The sequence below is a fragment of the Aquimarina sp. genome (assembly GCF_977115655.1).
This window is the reverse complement of the sequence record NZ_CDSBKO010000037.1, coordinates 42,136-58,873: the sequence shown is the minus strand read 5'-3', so window position 1 is coordinate 58,873 and position 16,738 is coordinate 42,136. Positions and strand designations below refer to the sequence as shown.

The 16,738-nt window shown below is 34.7% G+C and carries 9 protein-coding genes; 7 read left to right on the top strand and 2 right to left on the bottom strand.

The features are described from left to right. Nucleotides 1–467: hypothetical protein (locus ACZIYX_RS15260; RefSeq protein WP_462683120.1), on the bottom strand; the 467-nt coding region annotated here is incomplete at its 3' end. Between the two features lie 297 nt (nucleotides 468–764). Between ACZIYX_RS15260 and ACZIYX_RS15255 the strand changes: the two genes are divergently transcribed. From ACZIYX_RS15255 to ACZIYX_RS15225, 7 genes are all read left to right on the top strand, one after another. Further along, a complete protein-coding gene (locus ACZIYX_RS15255) occupies nucleotides 765–1,748 on the top strand; it encodes a toll/interleukin-1 receptor domain-containing protein (RefSeq protein WP_462683119.1) in 984 nt (327 codons plus the stop codon). 3 nt (nucleotides 1,749–1,751) lie between these two features. Then, on the top strand, nucleotides 1,752–2,822 hold the full coding sequence (locus ACZIYX_RS15250) for an isoaspartyl peptidase/L-asparaginase family protein (protein ID WP_462683118.1): 1,071 nt from the start codon (nucleotides 1,752–1,754) through the stop codon (nucleotides 2,820–2,822). Between the two features lie 503 nt (nucleotides 2,823–3,325). Further along, nucleotides 3,326–8,851, top strand: a complete 5,526-nt coding sequence (locus tag ACZIYX_RS15245) for an alpha-2-macroglobulin family protein (RefSeq protein ID WP_462683117.1) — start codon at nucleotides 3,326–3,328, stop codon at nucleotides 8,849–8,851. Between the two features lie 406 nt (nucleotides 8,852–9,257). After that, nucleotides 9,258–10,028 (top strand): 5'-nucleotidase C-terminal domain-containing protein, encoded by a 771-nt coding sequence (locus ACZIYX_RS15240; RefSeq protein ID WP_462683116.1) that lies wholly within the window; start codon nucleotides 9,258–9,260, stop codon nucleotides 10,026–10,028. Next, nucleotides 10,018–10,935, top strand: a complete 918-nt coding sequence (locus tag ACZIYX_RS15235; protein ID WP_462683115.1) for a bifunctional metallophosphatase/5'-nucleotidase — start codon at nucleotides 10,018–10,020, stop codon at nucleotides 10,933–10,935. The genes ACZIYX_RS15240 and ACZIYX_RS15235 overlap by 11 nt, the downstream gene beginning before the upstream one ends. Before the next feature lie 14 nt (nucleotides 10,936–10,949). Further along, a complete protein-coding gene (gene pbpC / locus ACZIYX_RS15230; RefSeq protein ID WP_462683114.1) occupies nucleotides 10,950–13,292 on the top strand; it encodes a penicillin-binding protein 1C in 2,343 nt (780 codons plus the stop codon). A gap of 340 nt (nucleotides 13,293–13,632) precedes the next feature. Then, nucleotides 13,633–15,948, top strand: coding sequence for a GEVED domain-containing protein (locus tag ACZIYX_RS15225; RefSeq protein ID WP_462683113.1), 2,316 nt, complete (start codon nucleotides 13,633–13,635; stop codon nucleotides 15,946–15,948). Nucleotides 15,949–16,034: 86 nt separating this feature from the next. Here ACZIYX_RS15225 and ACZIYX_RS15220 read toward each other — a convergent pair whose 3' ends face one another. After that, nucleotides 16,035–16,559: a YciI family protein gene (locus ACZIYX_RS15220; RefSeq protein ID WP_462683112.1), complete on the bottom strand. Its 525-nt coding sequence runs from the start codon at nucleotides 16,557–16,559 to the stop codon at nucleotides 16,035–16,037. Nucleotides 16,560–16,738: the final 179 nt, after the last annotated feature.

The following is a 16,738-nucleotide window of genomic DNA, read 5'->3' as shown; positions in this document are numbered from 1 at the left end:
TTAAAATTCTCAATCCAACCATATCTATTCAATAAATCCTCATCATCTATTAATGTTTTCCATTGAATATTCGGTTGTATGTTATATGTTAATTCATCAATTTTCTTTATTTCAATGACTTCAATTTCAACACAAGCACTAGTTTCATTTAATCCAATGAGTTTGATTATATGACACTTGCAAAATCTAATATCTTTTATATCTTTTTCGTTTTCTATTCCGTTAAGACTAGAATTTGGATTCATATATACTGCCCAAAATGGGGCATTAGTTTTAATTGTTAGCGGAGGATGAAGATTAATGATATACTTTTTGTTAATTTTAGGAGTAGGAATTAGAAGATGAAAATTTTCATCAGGTGAATTCCAGTCAATTTCAATTGCATTAAATTCAGAATTAGAGTATTCGTACTTGTGCGAATTATTGCATAAATTACATTTTAAATATATTTCTGTTTCTGTATTCATGTTTTAATATTTCTTGAAAAGCATATCTATATTTTACACTCCTTTACAAAACTAGATAATTTCCATCCTTTTCAAAGTTTTTCTGTTGTACCATAACTAGGGTTATATCCATATCTACACGAAGAGCTTTGTTTTTTTTAAATATTTAGTTTACAATGATTTAATCTATAAATTACGGTTTTAAAGTAAAAGTTTTGTTGGAACAATTCCTATTAAATTAGGAAATATTCCAAATAAAGAAATTAATTTTGTACTAGAGTTGGTCAGGTTTTAGGTTTAATAATAAAATAGTCAGTGATGAAGAACAGGAATTATGAATATGATGTAGCGCTTTCTTTTGCAGGAGAGAACAGAGCGTATGTAGAAGAAGTAGCAAATAGTTTAAAAACAAGAGGCATTAAAGTGTTTTATGATCTATTTGAAGAAACAAATTTATGGGGAAAGAATTTGTATGAATATTTGTCAGAAATTTATCAAAACAGAGCCAGATATACAGTCCTTTTTATTTCGGGATTTTATAACCAGAAGTTATGGACAAATCATGAGCGGGCTTCTATGCAGGCAAGAGCTTTTCAAGAAAGCAGAGAATACATATTGCCTGCCAGATTTGATGATACAGAGCTCCCGGGAGTGCTTAAAACAATAGGGTATATTAATCTTAAAGACAGAACACCAGACGAATTTGCGAGTTTGATAGAAAAAAAACTTAAAAAAGATGCTACCTTTTTAGAAACAAAATTGACAACACTTTCTACTTTGATCAATCCAAAACCTTTTCTTTTTACCGTTAAAGTGGTAAATGAACAGGATGAAGCAATAAAAAATGCCAAAATTGTACTGGTAGCAAACAATGCAACATATCTGGAAGGATTTTCGGATGAAAAGGGGCTGTCGCACTTTATAATTCGAACACGTAAATTATATACCATACTTATTGCACACCCCGAGAACCCGGGAGTGCTGTTTGAAAATGTAAACCCAAAAGAAGATATAAAAGTAACTATAGAAAAAGATACAGGTTCTGGTTCTGTTATCTTAAATAAATCGGGAGAAATACCAGGGATTTCAGGAAGAATAAAACCAATTTTAAAAAGTAATAATGCCATAGCATTATATGCAGATAATATTGCTATCGAAGGAGGAGAATACCAACCGTATGACTTTGAGTTAAATAAATCTATAAGTATAGAAGATAATGAAGGAAATATTTTACATTTAACCTTTCGATTTTTTAAAGGAAGGATCGCTTTAATAGATTATTATAAAAACAAATCCTCTTAGATTATGAAAAGAACGCTCGTTTTTTTAAGCTTTATTTTGTTCTTAGCGTGTAAAGAACAACCCAAAGAAACTATAGAAACCCCTGTAACAGAATCTCCCAAAGAAGAAGTGCAAAGTCCAAAGGATAATTTTGGAATAGTAATTCATGGTGGGGCAGGTACTATTTTAAAAGAAAATATGACCGCAGAAAAAGAGGCAGAATATAACGCCAAACTCGAAGAAGCAATTAGAGTTGGACATACCATTCTTAAAAATGGAGGAACTAGTCTCGAAGCTGTAGAAAAAACAATAAATGTGTTAGAAAACTCTCCTTTGTTTAATGCTGGCAAAGGAGCTGTCTTTACAAGTGAAGGTACAAATGAGTTAGATGCCTCAATTATGGATGGGAGTACTTTAAATGCAGGAGCAGTTGCTGGAGTAAAAACAGTTAAAAATCCAATTAATTTGGCAAGAGAAATAATGTTAAATTCTCCTCACGTATTATTATCGGGTAGTGGAGCAGAGCTATTTGCAAAAGAAAGAGGTTTGGAGATAGTAGATCCTTCTTATTTCTATACCGAAGATCGGATGAAAGCATTAGAAAAGGTAAAAGAAAAAATAAAAAATCAGGAAGCGAACAAGACAACTGCTTTTTATGATCCTTTTATCAAAGATTCAAAATTTGGAACCGTAGGTTGTGCAGCATTGGATAAAAATGGAAATTTAGCTGCAGGAACTTCTACAGGAGGGATGACCAACAAAAAATGGAATCGTATAGGAGATTCTCCGATTATTGGCGCAGGAACCTATGCAAATAATGCAACCTGTGCTGTATCCAGTACCGGTTGGGGAGAATATTTTATAAGAGCAATGGTAGCTCATGATATTTCGGCTTTGATGGAGTATAAAGGTCTTTCTTTAAAAGAAGCAGCCGAAGAGGTAATCCAAAAAAAACTTACCAATCTTGGAGGCACCGGCGGGATAGTAGCAATCGATAATAAAGGTAATGTAACTATGGAGTTCAATACCGCAGGTATGTATCGAGCGACCATGAATGCTAAAGGAGAACTTACTGTAGGTATTTATAAAGAATAATAAATCTTTGTGCCTTGAGATTTTACTAAAGGCACAAGGGTTTTCCCTGCTTATTCCAGTTCCCTCATTTAGATGTTGATTATTGATTAGTTATCTGGAAAAAAAATATTTCCAGTAGGTATTCCTTGTGAGATATTCTCTGGTTATTGATTTTTTATCTACGTTATACAGTATTCGATTCTTTTTATTATACACTTTAAAGGTGGTAATGCTTTTTTGTTATTATTAATACTAAGTAAAGTTGTAAGAAATAAAATTTCTTTAACAGGAATTTATACTTATTTGTAGCTATAATCTATGTAATTTTGTTATATATAAAAAAACAGCTAATAAATTGTATGGATAAAAAAATACTATTTAAAGTATCGGAAAGTTTCTGAAATATCTCTTCATAATTTATAGTATTGTCCTTGGGGAAGGTCATATTATAATTAGTGGTTTACAGGGGGTGGTGGGACTCAAAAATATCTTACTTTTATAATAGCAACTAAAAACCAATCTTTATGCGATTATCACAAATTCTGTACCTGCTGTTTTTTGTAACAGTTGTATTTTCTTGTAACAAAAAAGACGCCCAATCTATAGCCGATGCCAATGCCTCAGAATTAACAAAATATCAGGAGTATATATCCGATGTTTCTTCAGGAGTGATTTCGGTTACCGATAATGTATACGTAGTATTACAAACTCCGATAGAAGGATGGAATGATAATCAAGAACTATCCAAAGATATACTTAGCGTATCTCCCAAAGTAAAAGGTAAAGTAATAGCAGTAAATAACCGTACGATCTCTTTTCAGCCAGAAGAAGGGTTTGAAGAGGATACAGCATATATTTTTACATTAGATTTAGAAAGCCTGGTTAAAGATCTTAAAGAAGATGTAGATGAAGAGTTTGTTTTTGTGGTAAAAACATTAAAACAACAATTTTCGGTACTTACCGATAATTTACAATCCTATAGTAAAGACTGGCAATATATAGACGGTACATTAACCTCTAGCGATCAAATGCAGTTGGATACAGCAAAACAATTAATTACCGCTACCCAGAATGGGAAAAAAATAGCAGTAAAGTTTGGAGAATCCTTAGATAATAGCCGTCAGTTTAGTTATAGAATAGATAGTATTCAACGATTTGAAGACGATTCTGAAATACAAATTACATGGTCAGGAAAATCTGTTGGAATCGATACCGAAGGGTCTTCTGTATTATCCATACCAGGTAAAAATAATTTTTCTATAATTAGTGTTTCTGTTGCAAATGCAGACCAACAATATGTGGAAATTAATTTTTCAGATCCACTTAAAAAAAATCAAAACTTTAATGGATTGGTTACTATCTCTGGAGAATCCAATTTAAAATATACCGTAAACGGAAATGTATTAAAAGTATATCCCAAACAAGAATTAAAAGGGACTCTCGACGTAACCGTTTTTGAAGGAATACAAAGTACAGATAGTTATAAGCTTAAGAATACATATACAGAAAACATATCTTTTCAGCAACCTAATCCTGAAATTCGATTGTTGCAAAGCGGAGTGATTTTACCTACTTCAGACAACTTAAAATTTAATTTTGAAGCAATTAATCTTCGTGCAGTAGAAGTACAGATAGTAAAAGTATTCAAAAACAACGTTCTTCAATTTCTACAAAACAATAACCTCGATGGTTCTGGCGATTTAAGAAGTGTAGCAAGACCGATAGCAAAAAAACTAATCAATCTTCAGGAAAACCCATCTATAAACCTTAGTAAGTGGAACGCTTTTGCAATAGATCTAAAAGAACTTATAAATCCAGATCCGGGAGCAATATACAGAGTAGAACTTAATTACCGCAAAGCATATTCCTTATATAAATGCGACGGGCAATTAGCAGAAAATGCGCCAATAAACGAACTTACTGAGAACTATGATGAAGAAGAAGAATCTAGTTTTTGGGACAGTTCCCAATATTATTATGATGACTACTATGATTATGATTGGCAAGAAAGAGAAAACCCATGTAGTACTTCTTACTATAGAGATAAAAAAATAAGTGCAAACATATTAGCATCTAATCTGGGGGTAACCGTTAAAAAAGGATTAAACAATGCCTATATGATTGCCGTTAACGATATTGTAACCACCAACCCGGTATCTGGTGCAAAAATAACCTTCTATAACTACCAACAACAAGAGGTAGGAGTGGCTACTACAGATGCAGAAGGGATTACAGGGTTTGATGCGGATCGCCCGGCATACTTTGCAATTGCAGAATCAGGGAAACAACAAACCTATGTAAAGTTAAGCGATGGTAATGCATTGTCGGTTAGTAAATTTGATGTCTCGGGCGTACAATTGCAAAAAGGGATTAAAGGATTTATATATGGAGAAAGAGGAGTTTGGAGACCAGGAGACACCTTATTTTTGTCTTTTATGCTAAATGATAATGCCAATAAATTACCACAAGGACACCCCATAAAATTTGAATTAAGAGATCCTTACGGAAAAGTGACCTATCAAGAAACCAGTACCAGTGGTACAAACAACTTTTATAAGTTTGTTGTAAACACTGCTGAAGAAGCCCCTACCGGTAACTGGCAAGCCAAAGTAAATGTTGGAGGCGCTAGCTTTAGCAAAACACTTAAGATAGAAACGATAAAACCAAATCGTCTCAAAATCAAAACTACTTTTGAGGATGAGGTGTTAAGTAGCAATAAAAACATACAAGGAAATTTAGAGGCTTTATGGTTACACGGTGCCATAGCAAAAAACTTAAAGGCAGATATTAATGTTCGATTTAATGCAGGGCAAACCAGTTTCAAAACTTTTTCAGGATATATTTTTGATGATCCAACCCGTAAATTTGGCACAGAAGAGCAAGAAGTATTTCAAGGACAATTATCGGGAGAAGGAAAGGCTAACTTTACCTTAAAACCACAATTAGCAAATAAAGCTGCAGGGATGTTAAAAGCATCTTTTATAACCAAAGTATACGAAAACGGAGGAGATTTTAGTACCGATGTAGTTAGTAAAGAATACTCACCTTATGACACTTATGTAGGTATAAACGTGCCAAAAGGAGATAAAGCCCGTGGAATGTTACTTACCGATACACAACATAACTTTGAAGTAGCATCTGTAGATGAAAAAGGAAATCCTAAAGCAGTTAAAAACCTCGAAGTATATATCTATAAAGTAGACTGGAGATGGTGGTGGGATAGTACAGAGGATAATTTGTCTTCATACAATAGAGGATCCTATCATAATGAAGTTTTTAAAACCAATGTTACTACAGATAATAGTGGTAAAGCAAGTTTTAAATTTGAATTAAAATATCCGGAGTGGGGTAGGTATTTAGTTAGAGTAGTAGATCCAAATGGAGGTCATGCTACTGGAAAAATATTATATATAGATTGGCCGGGATGGGCAGGTAAATCTCGTAAAAATGACCCTTCTGCAGCAACCATGTTATTGTTTTCTACAGATAAAAACACCTATAATGTAGGAGAAAAAGCTACAGTAACATTTCCTTCTAGCGAAGGTGGAAGAGCCTTAGTAACCGTAGAAAATGGAACCGAAGTATTGTACTCGCAGTGGGTAATCCCTCAAAAAGGAGAGACCAAATTCGAATTGCCAATCGATAATCTATATACACCTAACGTGTATATTCATATTACATTATTACAACCACATTCTACAACATTAAATGATTTACCAATACGATTATATGGCGTAGTTCCTGTTTCTGTAGAAGATCCAACCACCAAAGTACAACCAAAGCTAACGATGCCGGATGTTTTACAACCAGAAGAAACAATTACCCTTAAGGTTGGAGAAAACAATGGCAAACCAATGACCTATTCTATAGCAATCGTAGACGAAGGATTATTAGATCTTACCCGGTTTAAAACCCCAAATCCATGGAGCAGTTTTTATGCTCGTGAGGCATTAGGAGTAAAAACATGGGATGTTTATGACGATGTAATAGGAGCTTATGGAGGAAGTATTAATCAGGTATTTAGTATTGGAGGAGATGCAGAAGCTGGTGGCAGTAAATCTAAAAAAGCAAACCGGTTTAAACCAATGGTAATTTATGAAGGACCTTTTGCCCTTAAAAAAGGAGAAACCCGTGCCCATACCATTAAAATCCCAAAATATGTAGGATCTGTACGTACGATGATTGTAGCATCAGATGCAGAATTGGGAGCGTATGGTAGTGCCGAAAAAACGACCCCTGTTCGTAAACCATTAATGGTGTTAACTTCTATTCCGCGTAAAATTACTCCAGGAGAAAAGGTAACCATTCCGGTAACAGTATTTGCGATGGAAAATAAAGTTAAAAACGTAAAAGTTACTTTAAAACCAAACAAAGGATTTGTGGTAGTAGGGGAAACAGAAAAAAATCTTTCTTTTTCGCAACCAGATGAAAAGATGGTGTATTTTGATATCGAGGTATTAGAAGGAGCCTCTGTTACAGACATAGAAGTAGTAGCAAGTGGTGGTGGCGAAAAAGCATCGTATAAAGTGCCAATTAATATTGTAAACCCAAACCCGATGACTACCGAGATAACCTCGGTTGTTCTGGAGCCAAATAGCACACAAGAGATTAATTTTAAAGCTTTTGGTATAGAGGGTAGTAATAGTGCAACGATAGAAATGTCGTCTTTACCACCTATGAATTTTGAAAGCAGACTAAGCTATTTGATTCAGTACCCGCATGGGTGTGTAGAGCAAACAACATCGGCGGCGTTTCCGCAACTATATCTGGGAGAAGTTTTTAATTTGCCTTCAGAAAAGAAACAAAAAATACAAAAAAACATAGAAGCAGCAATCTATAGGTTAAAACGTTTTATGCAACCTACAGGAGGGATGTCGTATTGGCCGGGATATAGTAATCCGGACGATTGGGGAACTACCTATGCAGGTCATTTTTTGATAGAAGCAAACAAAAAAGGGTATGTTTTGCCAATAGGATTTAAGAGCAGTTGGATTAATTATCAGCAGCAACAAGCTAAACGATGGAGAAGTGGTAATAGCGATCTGGCACAGGCATATCGATTATATACACTGGCCTTGGCAGGTAGTCCCGATCTGTCCTCTATGAACCGTTTGCGAGAAACATCCAACCTTTCTAACGATGCTAAATTAAGATTAGCAGCAGGATATGGGTTGATTGGACAAGCAAATGCAGCTACACAATTATTAAACTCGGCAAATATAGATTTTCAAACTAGTAGAGATAGATCGTACACATACGGTTCTGTAAACCGTAACCGGGCAATGGCTTTAGAAACTTTAGTGTCCTTAGATCAAAAAGCAAAAGCTCAAAAAGTAGCGGTAGAGCTGGCAAAAGAATTATCTTCAAAAAACTGGATGAGTACGCAAACCACATCGTACGCATTATTAGCGATGGCAAAATATGCAGTATATGTAGGAGGTAAAGGAGTGCAAGTAAGCTATACTTTAAACGGAAAATCCAATAATGCGAATACAGATAAAACATTAGTAACCTCTGGAGAATTATCTATCCAAAAAGATAATAAACTGGTACTTAAAAATAGTAAAGACAATACCATTTTTGTGCAAATTGCTACTAGCGGAATATTACCAGTTGGAGAAGAAAAAGTGATACAAAGTAACTTTAAGGCAATCGTAGATTATAAAACCAAAGATGGGACTATAATCAACCCGATATTGCTAACACAGGGTACAGATTTTGTGGCACAAGTAACCATAACCAATACCACAGGATCTAAAGTAAAAGATATTGCTTTAACAGAGATTTTTTCATCAGGGTGGGAGATTGTAAATACTCGTTTTACAGACTTTGGAGCTTTTAGAGCTAATACTGTAACGCATACCGATATAAGAGACGATCGTGTAAACTTCTACTTTGATTTACAACCAAACGAGAGTAAAACCATGACTATTTTATTAAATGCATCTTATTTAGGAAAATATTATCTGCCAGGCATACAATGCGAAGCCATGTATGATAACGATTATATAGTAAGAAGCCAAGGTAAATGGGTAGAAGTAGTGAAGTAGTTTTAGCTGGTTAGTATGCGATTGTAAATACACATTTGCCAAATGTAGATGTGTGTTTTCTTACTGTAAATGAGTATTTGTGTACTGTACGTGTTCATTTGTTTGATGTAAGTGTTTATTTGCTTACTGTACATGTTTATTTGTTTAGTGTAAATGGGCATTTGTGTACTGTACATGCTTATATTTTTAACTTGTAGATGAGGTAAGTCTAAGGGTATTTATATTTGATTCCATAAAAATCAGAATCGTATCCAAAATGGAAAGAATTATCACATGATTTTTATGATCCTTTCCCTATAGTACAGTAGTATAAATCGGTATTAGTAGGGTAGGCAAGTAATTTAACCTAACCATAAAACTAACCTATTGATTTTTTTAGTACCATTGTCAAAATAGTAAAAACATAATGCATTTTAAATTTTATAAACCGCTACTTAGTATTTTGTTGTTTACAAGCATATATGCCTGTAAACAACAACCTGTTTCTATAAGTAAGGTTATCGCAAAGCAACAAAAAATAGATTCTACAGCAATTACCAATACGGCTATAGATTCGTTTATAGCACCGTTTCGAGATCATTTAAACAAAACATTAGACGCGACCCTTTGTATTGCTACAGATAATTTTACTAAAAACGATGCAGAGTTAGAAAGTACGTTGGGCAATCTTATGGCAGATATCTCGTTGCAACAAGTACAACCAGTGTTTCAAAAAAGATATAATAAAAAAATTGATTTTGTGCTCTTAAATCATGGTGGTATGCGGGCACCGATCCTTAAAGGAGCAGTAACAGCGAGAACTGCTTTTGAGGTAATGCCTTTTGAAAATGAACTGGTAGTAGCCGAGTTATCCTATCAAAAAATCATGGAATTAGTATCCTATTTGGCAAAAAAACAACAAGCACACCCTGTTTCGAACATACAATTAAGTATGGTAAAAAATACCAATAAAGTAAAAGAGGTAACTATTAATGGTCATTCTATAAAAGAAGGAAAAAGTTATTTAGTGCTTACGACAGATTATTTGCAAGAGGGAGGAGATAGTATGAATTTCTTTGAAAACCCCATCCAATTATATAAAACAGATTACAAGCTTAGAAATGCTTTGATTGATTATTTTAAATCTGTGGATACCTTAAAAGTACAACTGGATAAAAGAATGTCCTATGCAAAATAGAAGAAAGTTTATACAACAAGTAGCTTCGGCAACTGCTTTTGCCAGTCTGGGAGGATTAAGTTTAGCATCTTGTAGTAAACCTATATCCAAAAAAATAACAGTATTACATACCAATGATGTACACAGCCAGATAGATCCATTGCCAAATAATCATTATAAATACCCGGGTCTGGGAGGATTTGCCAGAAGAGCATCTGTCATAGAACAGATTCGAACACAAAACCCAAATACTATTTTGTTGGATGCAGGAGATATATTTCAAGGCACCCCTTACTTTAATTATTATGGAGGAGAAATCGAGTTTAAACTCATGTCAAAACTTAAGTATGATTTAGCAACTATAGGCAATCATGATTTTGATAATGGTATAGATGGATTATTAAGCCAATTACCAAATGCAACCTTTAATTTTGTATCTGCTAATTACGATTTCACAAATACGGTTCTTAACGATTTTGTAAAACCTTATAAAGTATTGGTTAAGGATGAAATTCGTATTGGAGTTTTTGGGTTAGGAGTAGAGCTGGGAGGTTTGGTAAACAAAAACTTATATAAAGAAACATTATATCTGGACCCTATAGAAATAGCACAGGATATGTCAAGGGTTTTAAAAGAAGAAGAACACTGTGACATTGTTATCTGTCTTTCTCATATAGGATATGATTATAAAACCAATCCGGATAAAGTTTCAGATTTACATTTAGCCAAAAAAACAAAAGATATAGATCTTATTATAGGCGGTCATACCCATACGTTATTGCCAAAGCCTGCAGTCGTAGATAACTCTGTCGGACAAAAAGTACTAATTAATCAATGTGGTAAAAGTGGAATCTATATGGGGCAAATTGATTTTTATTTGGATAGTACAGGAAATAAAACTGCAGAAGGAAGATCTATAGAAGTATAATCTCTTATCACTAAATGCTAAAAAACTATATACGAAAACATCCTAAACGTTTTATCCTTTTTGGACTAGTATCTATATGGTATTACTTTTTATTACCAAGTCCTTTGTTTAAAGATCCTACTGCCACTGTAATAGAAACCAGAGCAGGAGAATTACTAGGAGCTAAAATAGCAAAAGACGGGCAATGGCGTTTTCCTGAAACCGATAGTGTTCCCAAAAAATTTAAACAATGTATTATTGCTTTTGAAGATCAGCAATTTTACCGCCATTTTGGATTTAACCCTGTTGCGATGGGAGAAGCAATCCTGCAAAACATAAAGGCTGGTAAAGTCGTTCGGGGCGGAAGCACCATCACACAACAAGTTATTCGATTAGCCCGAAAAGGAGAAAAGAGAACCTATTTTGAAAAATTTAAAGAATTAATTCTGGCTACTCGTTTAGAGCTAGGAACCTCTAAAGAAAATATATTAAAATTATATGCCTCTCATGCTCCCTTTGGAGGAAACGTGGTAGGTATTGATATGGCTTCGTGGCGATATTTTGGAGTGCCGGCATACCAATTATCCTGGGCAGAAAACGCAACATTGGCAGTATTGCCAAATGCACCGGCATTAATATACCCTGGCAAAAATCAAGACCAGTTACTGCAAAAAAGAAATCGTTTGTTGCAAACCCTTTTGCAAGAACACACTATTGACTCTCTTACCTATGAACTGTCTGTAGAAGAAACACTACCTCAAAAACCATATTTTTTACCACAAACAGCACCACATTTGTTAGAAAAAATAACAAAAGAAAAAGATGGGCAGCGAGTGCAAACAACAATAGATATAACATTACAAAAACAAGTCAATAAAGTAGTACGCAATCATTATGAAATTTTAAAACAAAATGAAGTGCATAATATGGCAGTTCTTGTGTTGGATGTTAATACCAGGAAAGTCTTAAGCTATGTAGGGAATACCCCAACAGATAAAGCCCACCAAAAAGATGTAGATATTATTCAGGCAGCCCGTAGTACAGGAAGTATATTAAAACCCTTATTATATGCTGCGATGATGGATAAGGGAGAGTTGCTGCCAGAACAATTGGTCGCAGATATTCCAACAGTAATTTCGGGATATAGTCCCAAGAATTATGATGAGGGATACAGTGGTACTGCTCCTGCCAATAGAGCATTGGCAAGATCTTTAAATATCCCTGCAGTTCGTTTATTGCAACAATATGGATTACAAAGATTTAGAGATGAAATTAGTTCTTTTAAAATAAGAGATTTAAAATACAGTGCAGATCATTATGGGTTATCTTTAATTGTTGGTGGGGCAGAAGGGAACCTTTGGGATTTATGCAAAACCTATGCAGGTTTTGCAGGTACTTTAAATCATTATCAAGATACGTCTAGTGAGTATTTCACTCAGGAGTTTACAGATCCGGTTGTTTTAGCAAATCAAAAAGTTTCTTTTGGCGAAAAAACAGAACAAAAACCAATATATGGAGCAGGAAGCATTTGGCTGGCTTTTGATGCTATGAAAAAAGTTAACCGACCAGAAGGAGACGAAGCATGGCAGTTTTATGACTCTTCTAAAGAAATTGCATGGAAAACAGGGACAAGTTTTGGTAACAGAGATGCCTGGGCTATAGGAGCCAGTCAAAAATATGTAGTCGGTGTATGGATTGGTAATGCAGATGGAGAAGGACGTCCGGAACTTACAGGGTTAAACTCTGCGGCTCCTGTATTATTTGATGTCTTTAATTTAGTTCCCAATTCTAAATGGTTTCCTATGCCTTATGATGATCTGGTACAAGCAAATGTATGTGCAAAAAGTGGTTATATTGCAAGTGCCAACTGCCCTGTCAAACAATCCTATATTCCTATTGCAGGAAACCGCACCCAACCATGTTCGCTCCATCAATTAATACATCTGGACTCTACAAGGCAATACCGGATAAATTCTTCTTGCGAGGATGTGGCAGATATTGTTCACGAATCATGGTTTGTACTACCCCCATTACAAGAGTACTTTTTTAAAACAAATAATGCCGATTATCAAACTTTACCAGCCTACAGGTCAGATTGTATAAAAGAATCTCAACAAAGCATGGATTTTATATTTCCAAAAGAAAACAGTAGTGTATATCTCCCTAAAGGATTTGATGGTAAAACAAATGAGGTGATTCTTAAAATTGCGCATACCGATCCCGAGACAAGGGTGTTTTGGTATATAGATAACCAATTTATAGGTACTACCAAACAATTTCATGAAATGCCGGTTTCTCCAAAAACAGGAATACACAATATCACCGTTCTGGATGAAAAAGGAAACGAACTAAAAAGAAAGATAGAAGTTAAAGAATGATTTCTTTTTTAAAACATAACCAAAATCCGTCAAATTAAGTGATTTTTCGCAATAAAATGGAGAAAAATTGTGTCGAAATTAGGCTTTTGAGTGAAAATCCTCAGTTTTCGATACATTTTTGCTAACACAGAAACATTCAGACAGGTGTGATTTTCTTATCCCGAGTTCACGTTACATAATAATACTCTAAGGTTAATAAAAGTTTAAAATACTGCAAATTTATGTTAAAAACAGATTGTTGTTAAATATTGAACAATAATCTTATTATTTTTAAAATCAGTATTTTATAAACTAACTCAACACTAATTAACGTAGTACACAAAATTAAATCTTAAAACCAATGAAAAATCAAATTTTATTGCTTGTCATAGCGATATGCTCAAGCATTGGGGCCTTTTCTCAAATAGGCCAAGGAGGAGAACCCTCATTCTCTAATGAAAATGTTTCAAAATCTAGTCCAACTCCATTAGTAAAATTACCAAAATTAGACATAGCAAAACTACTTAAAGAGGATGAACTAGAATCCAGTAAAGATGTACCAATGCGTTTTGCATACCCCCATCACACAAATATAAATCCTGGTAATTCAGGTAAATGGTATACCAATGCACAAGGAGACCGGTATTGGTTGATAGAAATAGAATCAAAAGGAGCGTTATCGCTTAACCTTACTTTTTCGAGATTTGAAATGCCTGAAGGCAGTAAACTATTCGTTTATAACAAAGACAAATCAGATGTAAGAGGAGCATTTACCTCTGCAAACAATAAAAGTTCAAAGAGTTTAGGTTTGGCTCCTGTAAAAGGGGATAGAATAATTGTAGAATATTTTCAACCTGCACAAGTAAAACAATCACCGGATTTACATATTTCTACGGTTGCTCATGACTACAGGGGTATAATGACCATGGCAAAAGCTTTTGGAGATTCTGGATCTTGTAATAATAATGTGGTTTGTGCAGAAGGTGATCCATGGAGAGACCAAATTAGATCTGTGGCATTAGTAATTTTAGGAAACGGATCCAGATGGTGTTCTGGATCTTTGATTAATAATACAGCAAATAACGGGACTCCATACTTTTTAACTGCAAATCACTGTACTGAAAACAGAAATGTAACCAATTGGGTATTTGTATTTAACTACGAATCCCCAGGGTGTACCAATAACTCAGATGGATCTACAAGTCAGTCTGTTTCTGGTTCTCAAATGATGGATAGTGGTGCAAATTCAGATTATGCATTGTTAAAGCTTTCATCTACACCACCTTCTTCATATAATGTGTATTATAACGGATGGGATGCGACAGGAACTATCCCTACTAAAACCACAGGGATTCACCACCCTGCCGGGGACGTTAAAAAAATATCATTTGATAATGATGCCCCTACGATTTCTAAATATGACGGAGCACCAGGATCAGGAACTACCCACTGGAGAATTCAGGATTGGGATGATGGTACTACTGAAGGAGGTTCTTCTGGTTCTGCTCTTTTTGATCAAAATAAAAGAATAGTGGGGCAACTACACGGAGGATACGCTGCTTGTGGTAATGATAGAGAAGATTGGTACGGTCGTTTATCAATAACCTACCCAAATATTTGCCAATGGCTGGCACCAGGATGTACTACTAAAATAGTAGATGGGTATAACCCTGGTAATGGTGGTGGAGATACACAAGCTCCTTCTGCTCCATCTGGATTAGCAGCATCTAATGTAGCAGCTACCTCTGTATCCTTATCGTGGACGGCCTCTACCGATAATGTAGCAGTTACAGGATATGATGTATATCAAGGTAATGCCGTTGCTACTTCTGTAACAGGAACTTCTGCTACTATTACCGGATTAACTGCTAATACCACATATCAATTTAAAGTAAAAGCCAAAGACGCTGCAGGCAATACTTCAGGATTTAGTAATACAGTTAATGTAACTACTACTACAGGAGGGGTTACCTATTGTGCAGCTAATGGAAATGACACCTCAGATGAATATATTAGCAGAGTTCAGTTAGGTTCTATAGATAAAACTTCTACTGCAGGGAGCGGAGGATATAGCGATTTTACAGCAGTAACAACAAACCTTGCCAAAGGATCCTCGAATACAATTACAGTTACACCAACTTGGACTGGCACAAAATATAGAGAAGCGTATGCAGTATGGATAGATTATAATCAAGATGGGGATTTTACAGATGCCGGAGAGCAGGTTTGGTCGCAATCAGCAACTCAAAATGCCACAGTAAGTGGTAGTTTTACAGTACCATCCTCTGCCACTAATGGAAGCACCAGAATGCGGGTTATTATGCGATACAATACAGCTCCTTCTGCTTGCGGATCGTTTAATTATGGAGAAGTAGAAGATTATACTGTGGTTATAGGAGAGTCTGCTCGTTTTGAAGAAAAAAATCCGTTCTCTTCAAACAACAAAACAACGGTTACTATATATCCTAACCCTGTTAATGATGTGCTGAATATATCCTTCCAAACAAAGTCGGATAAAATAACCTATTCGATAGTAGATTTACTAGGAAAAACAATACTAACTAATACTGGTAAAATGAAATCTACAGTAAATGTAGGAAGTCTAAAACAAGGAATTTATTTTCTGAAGTTTACAGATGGAACAAATCAATACACAAAACGTTTTGTAAAACGTTAAAAACAATTCATCTTTTAGATTAGTTTATAGGATACTAAAAAAAGAGTGGATATTTCATTTAGATATCCACTCTTTTCAATTAAAGTTTATCGTAAGGAGAACCCTTTTGCTGCCCACCAGGGATGTATCTCTATAGTTAATCTTCCTGATGTAACCATAGGGTCTAAATTTGCCAGACTATCTGCTATTTGTTGCGTAGGAGTGTTATAGATGGTGATCCCCCTTATATCACCATCCTCCCCAAAAGGACCAGAAATATCTGCATATCCTTCTTTGTACATTTTGCCCAAATGCTCTAAATGTAGTTTTTGAAGGCTGTCTGCTTCTTTTTTGTTTTGCGAACGATTAGGTCCTCTTTTTAAAAAAGCAATAAAATATTGTTGCATGAGTATAGTGTCCCCGCTTTCTTCATCTACATAATCAAAAACCTGAAAACCATCTTTTACCAGTTTCTTTTTTATAGAGTCTATGGAAACTTTTTTTTGGGCTACGGTTTCAATTGTAGGATTTAGTTCTTTATTATCTTGTTGCTCAGGTCTTTTTTGGCAGGATAGAATAGCTACTAAACAAAGTATACAGACACTTTTACGAAAAAAAGAAAAATAGCACATAACAAAAGTATTTTTTAAAATAAAAAAAGTCAAACCATCTCAAAGATATAAAAATGAACTCATTTTGACTTTTTATTTTTAACCGAAAATGAGTTGAAATTTGATCAGATGGGACACTTTTTGAAAGCCATAGCAGCGCTGTGGATAAGAAAAGTAACGAAATGTGGGTGGATTTCAGC